Here is a 21,204-nt window from a genome sequence, read left to right on the forward strand (position 1 = left end):
TCTCGGGGGTGGACGTCTTGACGGCGGCGGGTGGCGGGGAGTGACGGGCCGGACGGCTCCGGAGGCGCTGCCCCCGCCGCGCGCGCGGTTCGGGCTGATCGCGGTCCTCGCCGCGCTGGTGGTGGCCGCGCTCGGAGTCCTGTACGCGGGCCGGGGCGGGCCCGGCGGGCTGGACCGGTGGCTCGTCCCGCCGACGGCGGACAGCGTCGGGCCGCCGTGGCGGCGAGCAGCTCTGGCCCTGGACTTCCTGGGGGAGCCCGCCGGTTCGGTGATGCTGGTGGCGACCCTCGTGGCGGGCTGTCTGCTGCTGCGGCGGCCTCGTGCGGCGGTCCTCGTCGTTGTGGGCGTGGGCGTGACCGTGGGGACGGCGACGCTCCTCAAACACGTGGTGGGGCGCACCATCCACGGCGACGGCAATCTGTCCTACCCGAGCGGGCACACCGCCTTCGCGACCGCGCTCGCCCTCGTGGTGGCGCTGCCCGCGTCCGGCCGCCCGGGCCTCGGCAGGGCGGCCGGTACGTCACTCGTGCTCGCGGCGGCGCTGGCGGCCGGTGCCGTGATGGGCTGGGCGCAGGTCGCCCTCGGCGCGCACTACCCGACCGACGTACTCGGCGGCTGGTGCACCGCGCTGGCGGTGGTACCGGCGACCGCGTGGCTGGTCGACCGCGCGGCCGGCCGGCGGATCGGCAAAAGGCCCGACCCCGCCTCGGACAAGGTTTGTTGACGTCCCGTCAGACGAGACGGCGGAACACCGGCTTCACCGGCCGTCCCCCCAGCCAGGGGGAGGGGTCGGCGGCGTCCAGTGCCTTGCGGTACACCGCACACGCCCGCGCCACCACGTCCACGGTGTGATCGATGTCGGCCTCCTCCAGGGCGCCGCTCACCACGAACGACGGGGCCAGCACCCCGCCCGCAAGGAGCCGGCGCAGGAACAGCGTGCGGTACCGCTGAGAGGGCCGCCCGTTCTCGTCGAGGGTGGCGAAGACCAGGTTGCTGGCCCGGCCCCGGACCACGACATGGTCGCCGACTCCCGCGCCGGCCGCAGCCTCGCGGACACCGGCGGCCAACCGCTCGCCGAGGGCGTGCAGCCGCGCGGTGACGCCCTCCTCGGTGTAGGTGGTCTGTACGGCCATCGCGGCTGCCAGCGAGTGCGTCTCCGCGCCGTGCGTGGTGGAGAGCAGGAACACCCGGTCGCCCGGGTGGCGCAGCCCGCCCAGCTCCATCAGATCCCGGCGCCCGGCCAGCGCGGAGACGGCGAACCCGTTGCCCAGCGCCTTGCCGAACGTGGAGAGGTCGGGGACGACGCCGTACAACCCCTGGGCGCCCGCCTCGGACCAGCGGAAACCGGTGATCATCTCGTCGAAGACCAGGACACAGCCGTGCCGGTCGGCCAGTTCGCGCAGGCCCGTCAGATAGCCGGGCGGCGGCTCGGTGTGGGAGGCGGGTTCGAGGATGAGGCAGGCGACCTCGCCCCGGTACCGGTCGAGCAGCCTCTCCGTGGCCGCCAGGTCCCCGTAGGGGAACGCCACGGTGAGTTCGGTGGTGGCCGCCGGAATTCCGGCGGACATCGGCGTGGTGCCGATGAACCAGTCGTCGACGGAGAAGAACGGATGGTCGGCGCAGAGGGCCACCCGCTGGCGCCCGGTGGCGGCCCGGGCGAGGCGCACCGCCGCGGTGGTGGCGTCGGAGCCGTTCTTGGCGAACTTCACCATCTCGGCGGTGGGCACCGTGGCCAGGAAGCGTTCGGCGGCCTCGACCTCCACGATGGACGGCCGGACGAAGTTGCTGCCGCGGTCGAGTTCCCGCCGTACCGCCTCGGTCACCCGTGGATGGGCGTGACCGAGGCTGACCGAGCGCAGCCCGGACCCGTACTCGATGTACCGGTTCCCGTCGATGTCCCACACATGGGCGCCCCGGCCGTGGCTGATGACCGGGGCCAGGTTCTCCGGGTACTGGTCGTCGCCCTTGGCGTAGGTGTGCGCGCCGCCGGGGACCATCGCGTGCAGCCGCTCGTTCGCCTGCCGCGACCGGGGCAGGCGCAACTCGCCGGTGTCTTCTGTGTCTTGGGTGTCCAAGCGACCTCACCTCTCGATGTGCTTCAAGGCCTCGGCCAGGCCCGGCGCCTCCCGGTCCCGCCGCGAGATCGACGTGACCGGCAGCGGCCAGTCAATCGCAAGTTCCGGGTCGTCGTGGGCGATCGTCACGTCTTCGGCCGGATCATGCGGGCGGTCGATCCGGTACGAGGTGTCGGCGGTCCCGGTCAGGGCCTGGAAGCCGTGCGCGCACCCCGCCGGGATGTACAGGGTCGTCTGTGTCTCGCCGGACAGCTCGAAGAAGGCCCGCTCGCGGTAGGTCGGCGAGTCCGGCCGCAGGTCCACGACCACGTCGAAGACCCGTCCGTACGAGCACCGCACCAGCTTGGCCTCGCCGGCGCCGGAGCGCAGGTGCAGACCGCGCAGCACGCCCCGGACCGAGCGGGAGAGGCTGTCCTGGACGAAGGCGTCCGGGTCGAGGCCCACCGAGCGGACCACGTCGGCGTCGAAGGTGCGGCAGAAGAAGCCGCGCTCGTCGGCGTACGGGGTCGGCTCGAAGAGGTACGCGCCCGCGATCTGCGGGACTTCGGTCGCCTTCATGGAGTCTCCTGCCGGGCGTGGGCCTGGGTAGGGCCGTTGGTCGGGAACAGGACCGCGGTCAACTCGGCGAACTGGTCCTCCAGTTGCCGGGCGGCGGCGAGTGTCCGCTCGGCGAGGGTCCGCCGCAGCCGGGCCGAGTCTTTCTCCAGCTCCCGGAACTGCTCGATCAGCCGGTCCGTGTCGACCTCACGGGCCGGGTGGCGGTAGGTGCCCAGACCCATCCGGGCCATGAGCGCGTCACTCTTCGCCGCATAGCTGAGGGCGAGCGTCGGTGTGCCGGCCTTCAGCGCGCAGATCAGGTTGTGGTAGCGGGTGGCCACCACGGTGTCGGCCGCCGCCGTCTCCTTCATCAGATCGGCCAGCGAGGCCGTCTCGGCGACGGTGACCAGCGGTGAGTCCACCGCGTCGAGGATCGCCGCGACCACCGGCCGGTCGACCCGGTCGCCGGTGAGCAGCCGCACCGGCCTGCCCTCGTCGACCAGCGCGCGGACGAACCCGGTCACCCCGTCGAGGTAGCGCCGGTGGATCTCCTCGGCCCGGGCGCGGTCGTCGTCGCCGCCGTGGAAGGCCATGACGCCGACGCAGACCGTGCCCGGCGGGCCGGCCGGTGCCGCCTTCGCCGCCTCCGGCAGCGGAAGGGCGAACGCGAGGTCCGGGTAGACCCCGTCGCGCGTGGTGTCCACGCCCATCTCGCGCATCGCGTCGCGGGACGGGGCGTCCCGGTACGAGCGGTACGCGGCCAGCCGCGCCGACCAGCGCACCAGAGTCCGGGTGGGTCTGCTGCCGATCGCGGCGGCGCCCACGCTGACCAGCGCGACCCGGGTGCCGAACAGCCGGCCGCTCGCGCAGAGCAGGAACAGCGAGTACGGGAAGCCCCACGGCCGCAGCGGCAGGGTGGCCTCCAGGACGCCCATCCCCGGCACGATCACCACATCGTGCCGACGTACCCAGGCGGCGGTGCGGAAGACGTCGACGGCCTTGCCGAGGCCCTTGGCCGCGACCGCGCCCGCGCGTGACGCGGTCCGGTACTCCCCGCGGTACCAGTGCAGCCGCGTCGCCGGGATCCGGTACCGCGCCGACACGGCCTCCGGGCCGCCGCACAGCGCGTCCACGACCGCCTCCGGGTGCTCGGCGCGCAGATAGCCGAGCAGCGCCTCCAGCGACCCGTCGTTGCCGAGGTTGCCCGAGCCGAGCAGACCGAACACCCCGACGCGGACGGCGCTCACGTCTGCCTCCCCTCACGGCCGGCGACGAGGGCGTCCACGGAGACGGTGAGCCGGTCCGGGTCGACGGGGGCGCGGTCCTCCACCCGCTCGCCGACGCCCGGCCGGGCCCGGCTGGCCATCCAGGCGGCCAGGTGGCGGTAGCAGGCACGCCGGTCGGCCGAGGAGAGCGGGGCCCGCCGGATCGCCGCGACGAAACCGGTGACGTACTCGGCGAGCAGCCGGGGCGTCGGGTGCAGGGGGCCCGCCCGGCGCGGGTCGAGATTGACGCAGCGGGCGCGCTTGGTGGGGTTCGCCCGCTCGGCGCGGGTGGGGTGGTCGCGGCGGAAGTACAGCAGCTCCGGCACCTGGTGGAAGGGCCCGTGCAGGGCGATCTCGGCGACGAACGTGCGGTCCGCGTGGTGGTAGCTGTCGAGCGGCTTCACCCGGCGCAGCACATCGGCCCGCAGCACCCCGTAGAAGTCGTCGCCGCCGGGCTCGAACAGCAGGCTGCGGAAGCGCTCCGGCGGGTGCGGCGAGTCGGTGGCGAGTGTGTACTCGTACGGGACCGTCACCCGGCCCTCGCCGTCGATGACCGCCTGGCCGGTGTGCGCCAGGATCATCTCCGGCCGCTCGTCCAGCGCCTCGACGCAGCGCGCCAGCAGATCCCGGGCGTACAGGTCGTCGTGCGAGGCCCACTTGAACAGCTCGCCGCGGGACCGGGCGAACACGTGGTTGTGGTTCGGTGTCGCGCCGATGTTGCGGGACAGCCGCAGATACCGGATGCGCGAGTCCTTCGCGGCGTAGCGGCGGCAGATGTCCTCGGTCCCGTCGGTGGAGGCGTTGTCGGAGACGACCAGCTCGAAGTCCTCGTAGGTCTGGCCGAGCAGCGCGTCGAACGACTCGGCCAGGTACTCCTCGCCGTTGTACACGGGCAGGCCGATGCTCAGCCTGGGGCGGTCGGTCATGAGGTCCTCACTTCGGGGATGGGGTGGTGATGGTGCTCGCGCAGGGCGGACCGCAGCTGGAGCCACCACACGGCCGAGCTGCAGCCGGTCGCGACGGCGACGCCCCAGGCCGAGCCGACCGTGCCGGCCGCGGTCGCCCCGCCGAGCCCGCCGCCGACGTAGCAGGCGGAGGCGAACAGCTGGCAGCGCAGGCTGCGCCGCGCCGCGGCGAGCGCGCGCAGCCCGGCCGCGGCCCCGGTGCCGAGGCCGGCGCCCGCGACGCCGAGGGTCACCGGCATGATGAGCTGGGAGGCGGAGTGCCAGACGTCGCCGAGTACGAGCGCGCCGAGCCGGTCCGGCATCAGCAGCAGCGCCCCGCCCCACAGCAGTGCGGCGGCGGCCTGCCCGCCGCCCAGCATCAGACAGAAGGTGCCCAGGCGGTGCGGGGCCCGCCGCAGCACCCGTGCCGCCTCCGCCACGGTGACCAGGGAAAGGCCCATCAGTACGGCGAGGAACGGGCCGAGCAGCAGTTCGGCGCCCCGGACCGCGCCCACCGCGCCGACCCCGACGATCGCGCCGAGCCCGTACGCCCGCAGCTGGTTGGCGCCGCTGAGGCTGACGTTCTCGACCAGGTATCGGTAGCCGAGGTCGCGCTGCTCGCGGAGCCATCCGCGTGCCTGCGTCGTCCGGGGCCGGATGCCGGACTGGACGCAGCCGTACGCCGCGGCCACCGTGGCGGACGCGCCCCAGGCGAGTACGAAAGCGGGGACGGTGCCCTCGTGGGCCGCCACGACCATGGCCGGGACGAGGGCGACGCCCCACACGACGTCGTTGACGAACGCCTTTTGGCCGGTGCCCGCGGCGAAGAACGAGTACCGCCAGGCGTCCTGGAGCAGCAGCCCCGGCAGCATGAACCCCAGACAGGCGAACGCGGGCCCCACCCGGCCGCCGAGAGCGAGGCCGACCACCGCGCACGCCGCCCCGAGCACCGTGCCGACACCGAGCGCGGTACCCGACGACCGGGCCACCGCCCCCCGCCAGGAGGCCTCCGGCACCCCGCTGAAGCGCACCACGAGCGGATCGGTGGCTAGGCCGCGGGAGACGTTGAGCACCACACCGTAGGTCACCCACGCCAGGCTGAACACACCGAACGCGGTCACCCCCAGCGAGCGCGCCACATAGATCCCCACCGCGAAGTTGCTCACGCTGGAGGCCGCCTGGTCGGCCAGGCCCCAGGACAGCCGGCCGACCAGCGCCCGCCGGGCGGAGCCGGCCGGTGCCGTCGCCTTCTCCCCCTCGGTGGTCATCGGGGTCATTCCTTGATCAGCTCGGCGCCGTGCAGCGCGTCGGCCGCGGCGGCGACGGCGCCGAAGGGCAGCCCGGACCGCTCGGCGACGTCGAGCAGGGTGTGCTCGCCGTCGGAGAGGCTGAGCACCCACAGCATCGCCATCTCGGTCTCCTTGGCGTCGCTGCGGCCCCCGAGCGAGTCGTACAGCCCGCGCCGGCCCAACTGCGGCTCGCCGTACGGGCTGAGGTTGACGTACCGCCGGTTGCGGTCCAGGACGGCGAACGCCTCGCGGCAGACGGCGAGGGTGTCCGCCATCGCCTCCGCGGAGACGAAGTCCGGGTTGTCCGCGGAGGTGTGGTACTCGGGATAGCGCGCGTACGGGGTGCGGCTGAGCGAGCCCACACCGAGGTCGAACCCGGGCGAGCAGTACTGCCGCTCGTCGTAGCCGTACGGAGTGAACTCGGTAACCGAGTGCGGGCGTTCGGAGGCGGCCAGCACGTGCCGCATCACCCGGTCGATCTCCGCGTCCCCGCGCCTGCTCTGCTTGTACGTCAACGCGCCCCGGTCACCCGCGCAGGCCAGCACCAGGCCGTGCCTGACCCGTTCCCGCACCCGTTCCGCGTTGCGGGCCAGCCAGGTGATCGCCCCGATGGTGCCGGGCGCGAAGATGAACCGGTAGGTGTAGTAGGGCGTCTCCTCCGCCAGCGCCCGGGCCAGGAACACCGCCACCGCGATGCCCGCGAGGTTGTCGTTGGCCAGCGACGGGTGGCAGACGTGGCAGGAGACGATCACCTCCTCGGCGACCTGCCCGGGGACGACGTGCTCGGCGTAGGTGAGGTGGCCGTCGGCGAGCGTGGAGTCGACGCACACCTCGTACTCGCCGTCCGGCAGGGCGTCCAGGGTCTCCTGGGCCAGGCAGAACCCCCAGGCCGGCTTGTAGTAGCTGGTGCGGTAGGGCACCCAGGACGGGTGCTCCGGCACGGTGTGCAGATGGTCGCGCAGCTCGGCCAGGGGCATCGTCGCGGACACCGGCACGCTGTAGCCGAGCACGTGCAGGCTGGACGCGGCGAAGTCGACGACGCGGTGGCCGGTGGCGTCGGCGATGTACGCGTCGCGGATGTTCCACTCCTGGGGGACCGTCCAGTCGAGCACCCGCGTCCCGGTCGGCACCTCGTGCACCCGGAGCGGGACGTACTCGCCGACGATGTCCAAAGTGGCGCGCACACCGTCGCCGGTGATGCTCCGGCACAGCGGGTACAACCGCTCCACCAGCGCGTGCATCTCCTCGCCGGCGCCGGTCACCGGCGCCACCGCAGGGTGTCGTCGACCGCGCCCGCGTCGGACGCCGCGCGCAGCACGGCGAGGCGGGTGAAGCGCTGCTCGAAGGCCTCCCGGGTCAGTCCGTGGGCCCGGTAGGCATCGGCGAGTTCGAGCGCGCCCCGCTTCACCGTCCACTCGCAGTCGAAACCGGGGACCGCCGCGCGGAACCGGGAGAAGTCGACCCGGTACGAGCGCGGGTCGGCGCCGTTCTCCCCGGTGATGTTCACCTTCGAACCGGACACCGCCTCGGCGACCTGCTCGGCGATCTCGGCGACCGTGACGTTGTTGACCTCGCTGCCGATGTTGAACGCCCGGTCGTGCACCGCCTCGCGCGGCGCGCTCAGCGCGGCCGTGAAGGCCCGGGCGATGTCCGCGGCGTGCACCAGCGGGCGCCACGGGGTGCCGTCGGAGAGCACCAGCACCTCACCGGAGAGCAGGGCGTGGCCCACCAGGTTGTTCAGCACGATGTCGGCGCGCAGCCGGGGCGAGTAGCCGAAGGCGGTGGCGTTGCGCATGTACACCGGGCTGAAGTCGCCGTCGGCCAGGTCGTGCAGATCGTCCTCCACCCGCACCTTGGACTCCGCGTACGGCGTCACCGGGCGCAGCGGGGCGTCCTCGGCCACCAGACCGCTGCCGCCGGCGGCGCCGTAGACCGAGCAGGTCGACGCGTACAGGAAGCGCCGCACACCGGCGTCGCGGGCCAGCCGGGCGAGGCGTACGGAGGCGTGGTGGTTGATGTCGTAGGTGAGCTGCGGCGCCAGCGCTCCCAGCGGGTCGTTGGAGAGCGCGGCCAGGTGGATCACCGCGTCCACCCCGGCCACCTGGTCGGCCGTGACGTCCCGCAGATCCACCCGGTGCCCCGGCGGGTCCGCGTGCGGCGGGCCCAGCACGCAGTCGGCGAACAGGCCGGCGTCCAGGCCGACGACCTCGTGCCCGGCCGCGGCGAGGACCGGGGCCATCACGGTGCCCAGATAGCCCTGGTGTCCGGTCAGTAGTACACGCACAGTTCATTCCCCCAGGTCGAGCATGAGTTTGGTGACGGCGAACGCCTCGGCGTAGCGGGCGTGGCATTCGATGCCGCGGATACGGGCGAGGCCGAGGAAGGCCTCCCGGTCGTACCAGGGCCGGTGCCGCTGCGAGGGGTAGTGCTCCTGGAGCAGCCGCACCTTCTGTTCGGCGGTCCGGGGCGACAGCGGCTGGTACGCCGCCATACGGCCCAGGTCGCCGTCCCACTTGACGATCTCGTAGCCGAGCACGAGGTGGTCGCGGAAGGCGGTGGGTATCAGCTTCGCCAGGCCGCGGTGGTCCTGGTGCGCGTCCTCGGTGCGCGGGGCCAGCACGAGATCCGGGTCGGTGCGCCCACGCAGCTCCTCGACCGCGGCCTTGGCCTCGTCCCAGTGCACGGGCAGCCGGCCGTCCGGCAGTTTGAGGACGGTCAGCCGCAGATCGGCACCGGGGCAGAAGGCGGCGAGCGCGGCCCGCTCCTCCTGCTCCCGCTCACCGCCGCCGCCGCTGAGCACCAGCGCGTCGACGCGGACACCCGGCCGGGCGCGGCACAGGGTCAGCAGGGTGCCGCCGGCGCCGATGGCGATGTCGTCGCAGTGCGCGCCCACCGCGGCGATCCGGTCCGGCCGCCCGGCGCTGAGCCGGATCACGCCCGCGCCCCCGCGCCGTCCCGCTCCCACACGGCCCAGGGGCGCTCGCCCCTGGCGTAGGCGTCGTCGAGCGCGGCCCGCTCCTTCACGGTGTCGGTCGGCTTCCAGAAGCCGCGGTGCTGATGCGCCACCAGGCGTCCCTGCTTGGCCAGCCGGGCGCATCCGTCGGCGACCAGGTCGCCGTTCTCCGGTATGTGGTCGAAGATCTCCTGGCGGAGCACGAAGTAGCCGCCGTTCTCCCACAGCGGCAGTTCGCTCACCGCGGTGATGCCCCCCACCAGGCCGTCCTCGCCCAACTCCACGCAGTGGAACGAGGACTGCGGAGGCACCACCATCATCGAGGCGCCGGCGTCGCGCCGGGCGAACCGGTCGATCATCTGCGGCAGCGGAGCGTCGGTGAGCACATCGGCGTAGTTGGCGAGGAACATCTCCTCGCCCTCCAGGTGCTGCCGCACCCGGCGCAGCCGCTCCCCGATCGGGGACTCCACGCCGGTCTGCACGAACGTGATCGTCCAGGAGGCGATGTCGGTGGACAGCAGCTCGGTCTTCCCGCGCCGCAGCACGAAGTCGTTGGACGTCGTCTCCTCGTAGTTGAGGAAGAAGTCCTTGATGTGGTGGGCCCCGTATCCCAGGCACAGGATGAAGTCGGTGTGGCCGAAGTGCGCGTAGTAGCGCATGACGTGCCAGATCAGCGGCCGGGGGCCGACCATCGCCATGGGTTTGGGCATGTCGTCGGAGGATCCGCTGCGCATCCGCATCCCGTAACCGCCGCAGAACAGGACGACCTTCATACCGTGACCTTTCACGACGCGATCTCGACAATGCTCAGTTCCGGGATGGGGAAGACCAGTCGGCCGCCCCAGTCGTGCACGAAGGACAACTGCTCGGTCAGCTCGGCCCGCAGGTTCCACGGCAGGACCAGGACGTAGTCCGGCCGGTCGGCGGCTATCCGCTCGGGCGGCAGGATCGGGATGCGGGTGCCCGGGGTGAACCTGCCGTGTTTGTACGGGTTGCGGTCGACGGTGTACGCGAGCAGGTCGGGCCGGATGCCGCAGTGGTTGAGGAGGGTGTTGCCCTTGCCGGGGGCGCCGTAGCCGACGACCGTCTCGCCGCGCTCGGCCGCCTCGACGAGGAACTTGAGGAGGTCGCGGCGCACCTTGGCCACCCGGGCGGAGAACTGGGCGTACCCGGACAGCTCCTGGAGCCCGGCCGCCTTCTCCCGGTCCAGCACCTCGGCCACCCGGCGGCTCGGCTCTCCCGCCGCCTCGGCCGGCCGCGCCCACAGCCGGATGGAGCCGCCGTGCGTGGGCAGCAGCTCGACGTCCACGAGCGCGAGTCCGCCGCCGGCGAGCGCCCGGATCGCGGAGGCGACGGTGTAGTACTGGAAGTGCTCGTGGTAGATCGTGTCGTACTGGTTCTCCTCGATCAGGGTCAGCAGATGCTGCACCTCGATGGAGACCCACCCGTCGTCGGCGACCAGGGCGCGCAGTCCCCGGGTGAAGCCGACCACGTCCGGGATGTGCGCGTACACGTTGTTGGCCACGACCAGGTCCGCCGGGCCGTGCTCGGCGCGGACGGCCGAGCCGGTGTCCGGGCTCAGGAACTCGGTGAGCGTGGGCACGCCCGCGTCCCGCGCCGCGGCGCCGACGTTCACCGACGGCTCGATGCCGAGGCAGCGGATCCCGCGCTCCACCACGTGCTTCAGCAGATACCCGTCGTTGCTCGCGACCTCGACCACGAACGCGTCGGGGCCCAGCCCCGCCCGCCGCACGGCGTCCGCCACGTAGGTGCGCGCGTGCTCCACCCAGGAGGTCGAGTAGGAGGAGAAGTACGCGTACTGCGTGAAGGTCTCCTCCGGTGAGATGAGCGGAGGGATCTGCGCGAGCCAGCACTCGGTGCAGACCCGCAGATGCAGCGGGTACGCCGGTTCCGGCCGGTCCAGTTGGTCCGCGGCGAGAAAGCTCTCACACGGCGGCGTCGCCCCGAGGTCGACGACGCTCGCCATCGCTTCCGAGCCGCAGAGTCGGCATCGTGTCATCTGCTGTCCCCATCCCCCCTGTGCGCGCGGGTCTCCCCGGCGCCAGCCAGTGCCGACCGCCCCGCGATCGCGGTGCGGTACCCCTCCACCAGGCGCTCCAGCCCGACGGCCGGGCTGAACCCCTGCTCGTAACGGTGCCGGGCCGCCCGGCCCAGCTCCCGGTTACCGATCGGATCCGCCGTGATCCGGCGCAGACAGGACGCCAGCGAGGCGGCCTCGCCGGGCCGGTGCAGCAGCCCCGTCACGCCGTCCTCGACGAGCTCGACGAAGGCGCCGTGCCCGGCGGCGACGGCCGGGACCCCGGCCGCCATCGCCTCCACCACCACCAGGCCGAACGCCTCCAGCCACGTCGAGGGCGCCACCACCGCCACCGCTCGGGCGATGGCCCGGCGGCACTGGGCGGGGTCGTACAGACCGACGTATCGCACGTCGTCCCGGCCCGCCGCCCAGGCGGTCACCTCCGGCTCCAGCGGCCCCGCACCGGCGATGACGAGCGGCACGCCCGCCCCGCCGTCCGCGGCGAGCGCGTCCCACGCGGCCATCAGCAGCCGTACGCCCTTGGCCTCGGCGAGCCGGCCGAGATACAGCAGATGCTCACCGTCGCCCGTGCGGCGGATGTCCGGCTCGGGCACGAAGTTGTGCTTCACCGCCAGTCGTTCGGCCGGCATACCGGCCCGCACCAGGACCTCGCGCTGCGCCGCGGAGATGCAGAAGAACCGCTCCACGCCGGACCACCAGCGCCGCCGGTTGACCGACAGGCTGACCGCGAGCGGCACCGTGGCGAGCCGCGAGCCGCGGTAGCAGCCGTGTCGGACGGCGGGCAGCGGCGTCCTGCCGACGCACTCGGTGCACGGCCGGCCGTCCCGTTGCAGCGTGCCGGGCGGGCAGACCTGGGTGTAGTTGTGCAGCGTGGCGACCGCGGGCACCCCGGCGTCGGCGCACGCGGCGAGGACCGCGGGCGACAGGAGCGGGAAGACGTTGTGGACGTGGACGATGTCGGGCCGTTCGGCGCGGAGCCGGGCCGCGAGTTCCGTGCGGACCGCCGGGTTCCAGGGCACGAGCAGCGGCAGCGCCGCCTTGCCCGGCAGGGAGCGGGCGGCGATGTCGTCGCTGCGCCGCTCGAAGACCTCCACCCGGTGGCCCGCGCTGCGCAGCAGGTCCACCTCCTGGTCGACGACGTTGTTCTCTCCGCTCGGCTGCGCCGAGGAGTAGCGGTTGTGCACCACGAGGACACGCATGTGTGAGCTCACCTCTGCTCCCGAGCCCGGCGCGGGAGAGGTCGTCGGGGGGCCGCGGGCACCGCCGGGGGCGCGGGCTCGGCGGGTGCCGCGAGCAGCGCGGCGGCCAGGGCGAGATGGAGCAGATACGGCGAGGCGTCACCCAGGCCGGCCTCGGTGTACGAGGCGATCGCGCAGTAGCTGATCAGGAAGATCGCGCAGGCCCGGTGGAGCGAGGGTGGCCGCAGCAGCGCGACGCCGCCCAGGACGACGATGACCGCCGCGACGAGGGTGATGCCGATCAGCCCCTGCTCGTTGTAGACCGCCAGCCAGCTGTTGTCGATGGGCAGCCCGCCGAACGACTTGTCGCCCAGGCCCACGCCGAAAAGCTTCTCCGAGGTGGACCGGGGCGCGGCCAGCAGGGCGTCCCAGACCTTGGCCCGGCCGGTGAGGCTGGAGAAGTTCTCCTTGCTCTGGCCGCGCAGGAACCACGCCTGGAGCACCGGGCCGAGCGCCACCGCGGCCACCACCGCGCTCAGCACCGCCCAGCTGAAGAACCGGCGGGCCGCGGCGCTGGTCAGGACGAGCGAACCGATCGCCAGCGTCAGCCCGATGAACAGTCCGAGCGTGGCCGTCCGGGTGTGGGTCAGCGCCAGCAGGACGAGTGAGGGCACGATGACGACGGCCGCACTGGTCCTGTCGGTCCGGCGGCCCAGCAGGAGCAGCACGGTGAGCCCGATGATCACCGCCGCGTACTGTCCGATCTGCGGCGGGGTGAGCGGCCACAGCGCGCCGACCAGACGGCCGCCGTAGAGGCCGGGCAGGGCCGCGCCCGGCGAGATGAGCAGACCGGCGGCCACCGAGCCGAGCACCGCGAAGTACATCCGGATGTGATGCCGGACGAAGGTCAGGCCGTCGTCCCACCAGCGGCCGAGCAGCCACAGGGTGCCGGCGAAGAGAGCCAGCCGGGCGCACCGGAACAGCGCGCCGAACCCGGACTCCAGATGCGCGCTGGAGATCAGGCTCGGCACCAGCAGCAGGGTGAGCAGCAGCAGGAAGGCACTGGCCCGGAGGCGCAGCCGGAGATTGAGCGCCAGCGCCAGCGCGAACGCGGCGACCAGCGCGCCCATGGTGACCAGTTGGATGAGGGAGCGCGGCAGCGGGACGATGGTCTTCGCCCCGGCGGAGCCGAGGGTGTTGAGGATCAGCAGCCCCCAGACCGTGCCGACGAGTTTCGGGGTGCGGTCGGATTCCATCTCAACCACCGTCCTGTGCGCGGAAGGTGCTGCCCGCGTCCTGCCGGTACGGCGGGGCCTGCCACTGCCCGGAGTCGAGCACCCGGCTCGGGTCGTGGGCGACGAACTTCCACGGCCCGACGTAGACGTTGTCGTGCCAGCGGTTCTGCTGCTTGAGGGTGATCGCCTCGGCCACCTGTTCACCCTGGTACGGCGACCAGTCCGGGTAGGTGCCGTAGTTGGCCAGCACCGCCATGCGGTCGCACTTCACCGTGCAGTCGAGGACCGAGGTGTCCAGCAGGAAGCGGTTGTTGTGGATGTCCACCCGCTGGGTCTTCCACCGGCAGTCGGCGTAGAGGGGTGCCTCGGCGATCGCCGGGCGCGCACAGCGGCCGGAGTGCCCCACCAGCAACGTGCAGTCGCCGGAGGAGGTGTTGGCCGGGCTGTTGCAGAACCGGTCGGCGTTCTCCCACAGGGTGATCCCGGACCAGTTGTTCTCCAGCACGTTCCCGGCGATCTCGATCTTGTCCGTACGGGCGTGGATCCGTGGCTCGCCGCCGGACTCGGACAGATAGACCGTCGCGAACGGGAAGGTGTCGCCGCGCTCGACGTACTTGCGGCCCTCCACCCAGTTGTTCCGCAGGATCATGTTGTTCCGGATGACCGCGTTGTAGCTGGTCTCGTAGATCAGCGCGGCACCGTCGTTGGCTTCCAGGACGTTGTCCTCGATCCGGAAGTCGTTGTTGTTGGTGTCCGCCCACAGCCCGGTCCCGCGGTTGTCGTGCACCCAGTTGCCGCGTATGTCGGCGCCGTTGACCGCCCAGAACTTGACGCCTCCCGTGCAGCCGCAGCCCGGCCGCTGCCGCTCCCAGTCGTCGGTGTTGTTGCCCGCGATCTCGTTGCCCTCGACCACCAGGCCGCCGACCGGGGCGCCGCCCTTGTACGCGTTCATCCCGTACTGGCCGTTGCCGCGCAGACAGCTGCCGCGGACCTGCTGACGGGCACCGGCCATCAGCCCGGCCCCGGAGTTCTGCTGGATCGTGGTGTGCTCGATCACCCACCCGTCGGCCGAGTCGTGGTTGACCACACCCTCGTTCTGCGGCGCGACGAACCCCTGCACGGTCAGGTGGCGCAGGGCGACATCGCGGCCGGTGCCGCCGAAGGCGTACTGGTTGGTCTTCCGGCCGTCGAGCACCGCGCCCGGCGCGCCGAGGTAGCGGTCCCCGTCCTTGGGGATCACCTGCGCGTAGCGGTCCGGTTCGAGCCGGTGCCTGCCCGGCCGCAGCCAGAACGTGGTGCCCGGGGGACTGCTGCGGGTCTTCGCGGCCAGGTCACCGACCACCGCGGGATCGACCGTGACCGAACCCGCGGGCGCGGTCGTCGGACCGGGCGCCGGTTTGGCGCACACCCGGGCCACCGACCGGGCCGCGACGGACGTGGTGGGCCGACCGGTCGGCTCCGGCGCCGGACCGCCCGGCTTGCTCACACAGCCCGCCGCCAGCAGGGCCAGCGCCAGCGGTCCCGCCGCCCACGCCCAGTGCCGCCTCCTGGATCCCACGCTGCCCCCTAGCCGTGGAACCCGAGCACGGTGGTGAACCCCTGCCCGCCGTCGGCGACACCGGTGCCGACCAGCGTGGTGGCGGGTTCCCTGCGCCCGAAGCCGGGGGAGTACCAGCCCAGCGGCGGGTCGCTCTCGCCGCGGTGCGCCCGCCAGGACAGCTCCGCGGGCAACTCCAGCGCCGCCGAGCGGTCCTCGCCGTCCCGGGTCCAGGTGAGCCGGGCCCGGTTGCCCACCAGGTCCGCGCCGATCGCCGGGCCGAGGTGGAACGCCAGCCGCACCGCCCGGCGCGGACCGCGCACCTCGTCGACCACCCTCAGCTCCCCGGTCGCGGCCGTCAGCTCCACCCGGCGGCGGTGCACGGAGGGCAGGTAGCCGTCGTGCTCGGCACACCAGCGGGCCACACCCCCCTCGGAGGTCCCGGCGGTCAGCACCCGGCTGCGGGCGTGCCGGGTCCACAGGAACGGGCCGCCGGAGACGGACTGGTCAGCGCCGTCCAGATCCAGGGTGTTGTGGCCGAGGGTCGACCGGAAGTACCGCCGCCACTCGGGCTGCCCGTGGTAGCAGTACGTCCCCGGGTCGGCCAGCACGTCGACCCCGTCGTGCCGGACCTCCACGGACAGCGCGTCCGAGTGGGCGTGCGCCGCGATGGACAGGAAGCCGTGCGGACCCCCGTCGCAGCGGCACCAGATCTCCCCCGGGCCGCGCAGGATCGTCATCCCCGCGTCGGCGAAGTGGTGGGGCCTGCTCGCCGGGCGGGACACGGCCGGTGCGGTCGCCTCCTTCGCGTACGGCCGGATGAGCGCGGCCAGCAGCGGGGTGCGCACATCGCTGCCGGTCACCGCCGGCCACCAGGCGAGCCGGCCGAACACGGCGTCCCCGGTGGCCAGCAGCGAGGCCCAGCGGTCGGTGCCCGCGCCGTCCAGGACCAGACCGTGACCGTCGTCCGCGTCCCCCTGGCGCGGCGGACGCAGCCGGTTGTCCACGACGGCCGCGAGCGCGTCGGTCATCCGCAGCAGCACCACCCGGACCGTCGGGGGGACCGGCACGCCCGCGGCATCCGCCTCCGCCACCGCGGCGAGGCCGAGCTCCAGCACCAGCCCGTGGTACTCGGTGGCCAGCTCGCGGTTGAGACCGGAGAGGAAGGTGTTGCCGCGCAGCTGCCGATCCAGCAGCCGCAGGGCGTCCGCCCGCCAGCGCGCCGAGGCGGGGAACCAGTCGAACGCGCAGGCCGCCGCGGCCTGCCCGGCGGCCTCGGCGATGACGTGGTTGTTCGCGGAGGAGCCCCGGCTGGGGAAGGCGGCCAGCCAGCGCTGGTGGTGCCAGATCTGCTCGCGCGCCACCGGGTTGTCCTCAAAGAGCCCGGCCGCGCCCGGCCAGCCGTCGAGCAGCCGCCGCACCCACACCCAGGACAGCAACCGGATGCCCAGCTCGATACCGCTGGTCCAGTGCACCGAGCGCAGCGGCGCGTTGGCCGCCCACCACGACCGCAGAAGCGCGGCCACCCGCTCGGCGTACCGCTCGTCCCCGGTGACCGCGTAGGCGGCGGCGAGCACGGTGAGGTACTGGTGGCGGGAGAGCTCCCAGATCTGCTTGATGTCCCCGACCGCGTCCTCGTCGCGGTACGGCACGTCGAAGGCGTAGCCGCGCGGGGCCCGGCGCCCGGTCCTGGGGTCGTACCCCCAGTCCGGGTCGGCCAGGTCGTCGCGGTCCACCCCGAAATACCCCCCGTGCCCGGCCATCAGCCGGTCCGCCTCGGCGACGAGGCGTTTCGCGGCGTCCGGGGGCACCGCGGCGACCGCCCCCGGAGGGAGCACCGCGGTGAACCGGGCACCGGTCACGGCCGGGCAGCGGGGCGGCGCCGCACGCCACCGCCTTCTGCGCACCGTGTCGCCCACCCGGCCGCCGACCTCCCGCGGCCCCATCCGGGACAGCCGCCGCAGATACCAGCCGGCACTTCCCGCCCGCACCGTCATCGCGCCCCCGCCAGGGTCACCGGGGCGCCACCGGCCAGGCCGGCCCGTACGGCGAGGGTGGCCGCCGTGGTGGCGACCAGCGACTGGAGCGGCACCGGCATCGGGCCGCCGGTCCGCACCGCCCGCACGAACGCGGCCAGTTCGGCGGACTGACCCTTGTCCCGGGCCCTGGGCAGCCGCGAACTGACCCACCGCCTGCGCCGCCCGTCGTACACGGAGGCACGGACGAAGTCGTCGAGCCGCAGCACCTTGCCGTCCGCGACCAGGTCCAGCGTCTCCTTGGGGAAGTCGGGCGCGCCGGTGGTGACGTAACTGATGGTGGCGGTGGACCCGTCGGGGTAGCGCAGCAGGACCTGGAGGTCCTCGTTGCCGGACGTGCCGACCGCGTACACCGAGACCGGGTCGGCCTCCAGCAGCCAGCTCGCCGTGTCGATGAAGTGCCCGCCCTCGCCCGCGAACCGCGAGCCCTCGGCGTTCTGCCGGAGATACCAGCTGCCCTGCTGCAACCGGCCCGCGTTGACCAGATAGCGCAGGTTCGCGGGCCCGGACCGGGCGCCGAACCGCTCCCTGGCCTCCCGCAGCAGCGGCGCGTACCGGCGGTTGAAGCCCACCTGCAACCGGTCGTTGCCGGACTCCTCCACCGCCGCCAGCACCCCGGCCAGCTCGTCCTCGGTGAGGGCCAGCGGCTTCTCCACGAACACGCTCTTCCCGGCCAGCAGCGCCTTGCGGGTCAGCTCGGCGTGCGAGCTGTGCCGGGTGACGACGAACACCGCGTCGATGGACTTGTCGCCGAGCACCGCGTCGAGATCGGTGGTCGCCCCGGCGAAGCCGAACTTCCGCCGGGCGTTGGCCGCGGACAGCGCCGTCGTGGTGACGACGGCCGACAGCTCGACGCCCTCGCGCCCGGCCAGGTGCGGCAGCAGCATCGAGGTGGCGTAGTTGCCCGCGCCGACGAACGCCAGCCGCACCGGTGCCCCGGCGGCCCGGGACGGGGCGGACGCCGTGCCGGGCCGCCGCACCGCGGGCACGGCCACCGCCGGTGCCGGTGCCTCCGCGGTGTGCGCGGGGTAGCGGAACAGCACGGCCACGGCCTTCAGGTCGCCGTCCTTCAGACGCCGGTACGTCTCGACGGCGTCGTCGAAGTCGGCGATGTGGGAGACCAGGGGCTCCACGTCGACGCTGCCGCGCGCGAGCAGATCGAGGAAGCACGCCAGGTTGCGGCGCTCGGTCCAGCGCACATAGCCGATGGGGTAGTCACGGCCCTCGAGCTCGTACCCCGGGTCGTAGCGCCCGGGGCCGTAACTCCGGGAGAACCGGACGTCGAGCTCCTTCTCGTAGTACGCGTTCCACGGCAGGTCCAGACGGCACTTGCCGATGTCGACGACCCGGCCGCGGTCCCGGCACAGCCGGGCTGCCAGCTCGACGGGCTGGTTGCTGCCACCGCCGGCCGCCAGATACACCTGGTCCACGCCGTGCCCGCCGGTGAGTTCGGCGACGGTGCTCTCCACGGCCGCGGAGCCGGGATCGCCGCAGGCCACGGCGCCCAGCCGCTCGGCGAGCCCGCAGCGCACCGGGTCGGGGTCCGCCCCCACCACGCGGACACCGGAGGCGGCCAGCAGCTGCACCACCAGCTGCCCGATCAGCCCGAGACCGATGACCAGCGCCGCCTCGCCGAGCTGCGGGCCGCCCTGGCGCACCCCCTGCAACGCGATGGACCCGACGGTGCCGAAGGCCGCGTGCCGCGGTGCGAGGCCGTCCGGCACCGGGGCGTAGAGGTTCTTCGGCACCCAGTTCAACTCGGCGTGCAACGCGTGCTCGTTGCCCGCGCAGGCCACCACGTCACCGACCGCCACATCGTCGATCCCGGCGCCGACCTGCTCGACCACCCCGCACAGCGAATAGCCCAGCGGGGTGTACGAGTCCAGCTTCCCCATCACCTTGCGGTAGGTGGCGGGCACCCCGTTGGTGGCCACGCTCTGCATGACCTTCGCCACCTGGTCCGGGCGGGAACGGGCCTTGCCCAGCATCGACATGCCGGCCTCGGACACCTTCATGAGCTCGGTCCCGGTGGATATCAGCGAGTAGGCGGTGCGGACCAGCACACCCCCCGGCTTGCACCCCGGCACCGGCACGTCGAGCACCGCCAGCTCACCGCTCTTGTAGTTCTGCACAACCTGTTTCACCCGAAGTCCCCTTGCTTCTACGCCGACAGGCGCGTGTTCTCGCCGGACCCGGAGGTCGCGCCGCGATACCAGTACTCGAGGGTCAGCACATGCCAGAGATGTTTGGAGAAGTCCCGCTGCCCGGCGGCGTCCTCGGCGACCATCCGCGCCAGCGCGTCACGGCGCAGGAACCCGGAGCGGACCAGCTCGCCGTCGTTGACCACCTCACGCACCAGCGGCGCCAGGTCCCGGCTCATCCAGGCCCGCAGCGGGGCGCTGAACAGGCCCTTGGGCCGGTACACGATCTCCCGGGGCAGGACCGAGAGGGCGGCCTCCTTGAGGACCGCCTTGCCCTGCCGGCCGACGATCTTGGCGTCGCCGGGCACCGCGAACGCCGCCCTGACCACCTCGACGTCCACGTACGGCACCCGCACCTCGGTCGACGCGGCCATGCTGGAGCGGTCGGTGTAGGCGAGGTTGAGGCCCGGCAGGAACATGCGGGCGTCGCCCAGGCACATGCGGTTGACGAAGTCGTCGAGGTCGTTGTCCGCGTAGACGTCCGCGTGCTCGGTCAGCACGTCCTCGACCGTCCCCGCCAGATCAGGATCGACCAGGGCGAGCAGCTCCTCCTGGTCGTACATGGTGTAGCTGCGCCGGAACGCGGTCTCCTCCGGCAGTTCGGCGAAGGAGAGGAACCGCTTCGCGAAGCGCACCGAACGGTAGCCCCGGCGCGAGGTGGCGACCGGCAGCCGGTCCACGGCCGCCGACACCCCGCGCCGCAGGGGACGCGGGACGCGCTGGTAGCGCAGCGCCAGCAGGTTGGCCAGGTGTTTGCGGTATCCGGCGAACAGTTCGTCGGCGCCCATCCCCGAGAGCATCACCTTCACCCCGGCGTCCCGGGCGGCCGAGCAGATCAGGAAGGTGTTGATCGCGGCCGGGTCGCCGATCGGCTCGTCGAGGTGGTACGTCATCCTCGGCAGCAGGTCGAGCACGTCCGGGGCGATCTCGATCTCGTGCAGATCGACGCCGAACCGCTCGGCCACCTGCCGGGCGTAGCGCAGGTCGTCCGGCATCGCCTCGAATCTGGCGTCCTCGGCGCGGAACCCGATGGTGTACGCGGAGATCCCCGGCCGGTGACGGGCGGCCAGCGCGGTCAGATAGCTGGAGTCGAGCCCGCCGGAGAGGAAGGTCGCCACCGGCACGTCGGAGAGCAGATGCCGGCGGGTCGACTCCTCGACGACGGCGGCGAGGTCGGGCCGCTCGCCGGCGCGCGCCCGCTCCCGGCCCTCGGCGGCGACGTCCTTCAGGTTCCAGAACCGGCCGCGCTCCACCCGGCCGTCGGCGTGGCACCGCAGCCAGCTCCCCGGCGGCAGCTTCTCCGCGCCGCGCAGCGCACAGCGCGAGTCGGGCACCCAGTAGTACAGCAGCGAGGCCACCAGCGCCGCGTGGTCGACCTCCAGTGCCCCGCCGGTCGCCGTGGCGAGCGCCTTGAGCTCGGAGGCGAAGACCAGGCCCGTACCGCGCCGGAGCAGGAACAGCGGCTTGACGCCGAGCTGGTCGCGGACGAGCACCAGCTCGCCGGTCCGCTCGTCGAAGACCGCGAACGCGAACATGCCGCGCAGCCTGGGCAGACAGTCCGTGCCCCAGCGCCGCCAGGCCTCCAGCAGCACCTCGGTGTCGGAGGTACCGCGAAAGCGCACCCCGGCGGCGGCCAGTTCGGCGCGGAGTTCGGGCGCGTTGTACAGCTCGCCGTTGTACGTCAGGGCGAGGCCGTCCGAGACCATCGGCTGGGCGCCGGTCCCCGACAGGTCGATGATGGCCAGCCGGCGGTGCCCCAGGTGCACTTCGCCGTCGCCGAGGGGATGGCTGTAGCGGCCCGCCCCGTCCGGGCCGCGGTGGGCGAGGGTGTCGGTGAGCCGGTCGGTCACGGCCTTCCCGTCCGGCCACCGGTATGTGCCTGCGATGCCACACAT

At 73.1% G+C, this 21,204-nt stretch carries 17 protein-coding genes; 1 reads left to right on the forward strand and 16 read right to left on the reverse strand.

Annotated elements, in window-relative coordinates; translation table 11 throughout:
• Nucleotides 1-40 precede the first annotated feature (40 nt).
• Nucleotides 41-724, forward strand: coding sequence for a phosphatase PAP2 family protein (locus ACJA3G_RS04750; protein ID WP_406551622.1), 684 nt, complete (start codon nucleotides 41-43; stop codon nucleotides 722-724).
• Between the two features lie 7 nt (nucleotides 725-731).
• Here ACJA3G_RS04750 and ACJA3G_RS04755 read toward each other — a convergent pair whose 3' ends face one another.
• Genes ACJA3G_RS04755 through asnB form a run of 16 tightly spaced genes read right to left on the reverse strand, consistent with a single transcriptional unit; the run spans nucleotide 732 to nucleotide 21,204 of the window.
• The gene (locus tag ACJA3G_RS04755) at nucleotides 732-2,075 is read right to left on the reverse strand and encodes a glutamate-1-semialdehyde 2,1-aminomutase (RefSeq protein ID WP_406551601.1); all 1,344 of its coding nucleotides are present in this window, start codon (nucleotides 2,073-2,075) and stop codon (nucleotides 732-734) included.
• Between the two features lie 6 nt (nucleotides 2,076-2,081).
• Nucleotides 2,082-2,633: a dTDP-4-dehydrorhamnose 3,5-epimerase gene (gene rfbC, locus ACJA3G_RS04760; RefSeq protein ID WP_406551602.1), complete on the reverse strand. Its 552-nt coding sequence runs from the start codon at nucleotides 2,631-2,633 to the stop codon at nucleotides 2,082-2,084.
• The gene (locus ACJA3G_RS04765) at nucleotides 2,630-3,859 is read right to left on the reverse strand and encodes a polysaccharide pyruvyl transferase family protein (protein ID WP_406551603.1); all 1,230 of its coding nucleotides are present in this window, start codon (nucleotides 3,857-3,859) and stop codon (nucleotides 2,630-2,632) included. Before ACJA3G_RS04765 ends, rfbC begins: the two co-directional genes overlap by 4 nt.
• Nucleotides 3,856-4,803, reverse strand: a complete 948-nt coding sequence (locus ACJA3G_RS04770) for a glycosyltransferase family 2 protein (RefSeq protein ID WP_406551604.1) — start codon at nucleotides 4,801-4,803, stop codon at nucleotides 3,856-3,858. The genes ACJA3G_RS04765 and ACJA3G_RS04770 overlap by 4 nt, the downstream gene beginning before the upstream one ends.
• Nucleotides 4,800-6,089, reverse strand: a complete 1,290-nt coding sequence (locus tag ACJA3G_RS04775) for a hypothetical protein (protein ID WP_406551605.1) — start codon at nucleotides 6,087-6,089, stop codon at nucleotides 4,800-4,802. Before ACJA3G_RS04775 ends, ACJA3G_RS04770 begins: the two co-directional genes overlap by 4 nt.
• A gap of 5 nt (nucleotides 6,090-6,094) precedes the next feature.
• Nucleotides 6,095-7,381, reverse strand: a complete 1,287-nt coding sequence (locus ACJA3G_RS04780) for a DUF4910 domain-containing protein (RefSeq protein WP_406551606.1) — start codon at nucleotides 7,379-7,381, stop codon at nucleotides 6,095-6,097.
• A complete protein-coding gene (locus tag ACJA3G_RS04785; protein ID WP_406551607.1) occupies nucleotides 7,369-8,394 on the reverse strand; it encodes an NAD-dependent epimerase/dehydratase family protein in 1,026 nt (341 codons plus the stop codon). Before ACJA3G_RS04785 ends, ACJA3G_RS04780 begins: the two co-directional genes overlap by 13 nt.
• A gap of 3 nt (nucleotides 8,395-8,397) precedes the next feature.
• Nucleotides 8,398-9,045, reverse strand: coding sequence for a PIG-L deacetylase family protein (locus ACJA3G_RS04790; protein WP_406551608.1), 648 nt, complete (start codon nucleotides 9,043-9,045; stop codon nucleotides 8,398-8,400).
• Nucleotides 9,042-9,836 (reverse strand): sugar phosphate nucleotidyltransferase, encoded by a 795-nt coding sequence (locus ACJA3G_RS04795; protein ID WP_406551609.1) that lies wholly within the window; start codon nucleotides 9,834-9,836, stop codon nucleotides 9,042-9,044. The genes ACJA3G_RS04790 and ACJA3G_RS04795 overlap by 4 nt, the downstream gene beginning before the upstream one ends.
• An 11-nt stretch (nucleotides 9,837-9,847) precedes the next feature.
• The gene (locus ACJA3G_RS04800; RefSeq protein WP_406551610.1) at nucleotides 9,848-11,083 is read right to left on the reverse strand and encodes a class I SAM-dependent methyltransferase; all 1,236 of its coding nucleotides are present in this window, start codon (nucleotides 11,081-11,083) and stop codon (nucleotides 9,848-9,850) included.
• On the reverse strand, nucleotides 11,080-12,321 hold the full coding sequence (locus tag ACJA3G_RS04805; RefSeq protein ID WP_406551611.1) for a glycosyltransferase: 1,242 nt from the start codon (nucleotides 12,319-12,321) through the stop codon (nucleotides 11,080-11,082). The genes ACJA3G_RS04800 and ACJA3G_RS04805 overlap by 4 nt, the downstream gene beginning before the upstream one ends.
• Before the next feature lie 8 nt (nucleotides 12,322-12,329).
• Nucleotides 12,330-13,556: an O-antigen ligase domain-containing protein gene (locus ACJA3G_RS04810; protein WP_406551612.1), complete on the reverse strand. Its 1,227-nt coding sequence runs from the start codon at nucleotides 13,554-13,556 to the stop codon at nucleotides 12,330-12,332.
• A gap of 1 nt (nucleotide 13,557) precedes the next feature.
• Nucleotides 13,558-15,093, reverse strand: a complete 1,536-nt coding sequence (locus ACJA3G_RS04815; protein WP_406551613.1) for a right-handed parallel beta-helix repeat-containing protein — start codon at nucleotides 15,091-15,093, stop codon at nucleotides 13,558-13,560.
• Between the two features lie 8 nt (nucleotides 15,094-15,101).
• Entirely contained in the window at nucleotides 15,102-17,069 is a 1,968-nt protein-coding gene (locus tag ACJA3G_RS04820) for an alginate lyase family protein (RefSeq protein WP_406551614.1), read from the reverse strand.
• On the reverse strand, nucleotides 17,066-19,252 hold the full coding sequence (locus ACJA3G_RS04825) for a bi-domain-containing oxidoreductase (RefSeq protein WP_406551615.1): 2,187 nt from the start codon (nucleotides 19,250-19,252) through the stop codon (nucleotides 17,066-17,068). The genes ACJA3G_RS04820 and ACJA3G_RS04825 overlap by 4 nt, the downstream gene beginning before the upstream one ends.
• Nucleotides 19,253-19,269: 17 nt before the next feature.
• Nucleotides 19,270-21,204 carry an asparagine synthase (glutamine-hydrolyzing) gene (gene asnB, locus ACJA3G_RS04830; protein WP_406551616.1) on the reverse strand — a complete coding sequence of 645 codons (1,935 nt, stop codon included), beginning with the start codon at nucleotides 21,202-21,204 and terminating at the stop codon, nucleotides 19,270-19,272.

Origin of the sequence: Streptomyces sp. YS-3 (genome assembly GCF_045257485.1) — a bacterium.
Classification (GTDB): Bacteria; Actinomycetota; Actinomycetes; order Streptomycetales; family Streptomycetaceae; genus Streptomyces.

Coding starts and splice junctions, on each gene's coding strand:
- rfbC (WP_406551602.1), bottom strand. CDS start 2,633: ATGAAGGCGACCGAAGTCCCGCAGATCGCGGGCGCGTACCTCTTCGAG.
- ACJA3G_RS04770 (WP_406551604.1), bottom strand. CDS start 4,803: ATGACCGACCGCCCCAGGCTGAGCATCGGCCTGCCCGTGTACAACGGC.
- ACJA3G_RS04775 (WP_406551605.1), bottom strand. CDS start 6,089: ATGACCACCGAGGGGGAGAAGGCGACGGCACCGGCCGGCTCCGCCCGG.
- ACJA3G_RS04795 (WP_406551609.1), bottom strand. CDS start 9,836: ATGAAGGTCGTCCTGTTCTGCGGCGGTTACGGGATGCGGATGCGCAGC.
- ACJA3G_RS04800 (WP_406551610.1), bottom strand. CDS start 11,083: ATGACACGATGCCGACTCTGCGGCTCGGAAGCGATGGCGAGCGTCGTC.
- ACJA3G_RS04805 (WP_406551611.1), bottom strand. CDS start 12,321: ATGCGTGTCCTCGTGGTGCACAACCGCTACTCCTCGGCGCAGCCGAGC.
- ACJA3G_RS04810 (WP_406551612.1), bottom strand. CDS start 13,556: ATGGAATCCGACCGCACCCCGAAACTCGTCGGCACGGTCTGGGGGCTG.
- ACJA3G_RS04820 (WP_406551614.1), bottom strand. CDS start 17,069: ATGACGGTGCGGGCGGGAAGTGCCGGCTGGTATCTGCGGCGGCTGTCC.
- asnB (WP_406551616.1), bottom strand. CDS start 21,204: ATGTGTGGCATCGCAGGCACATACCGGTGGCCGGACGGGAAGGCCGTG.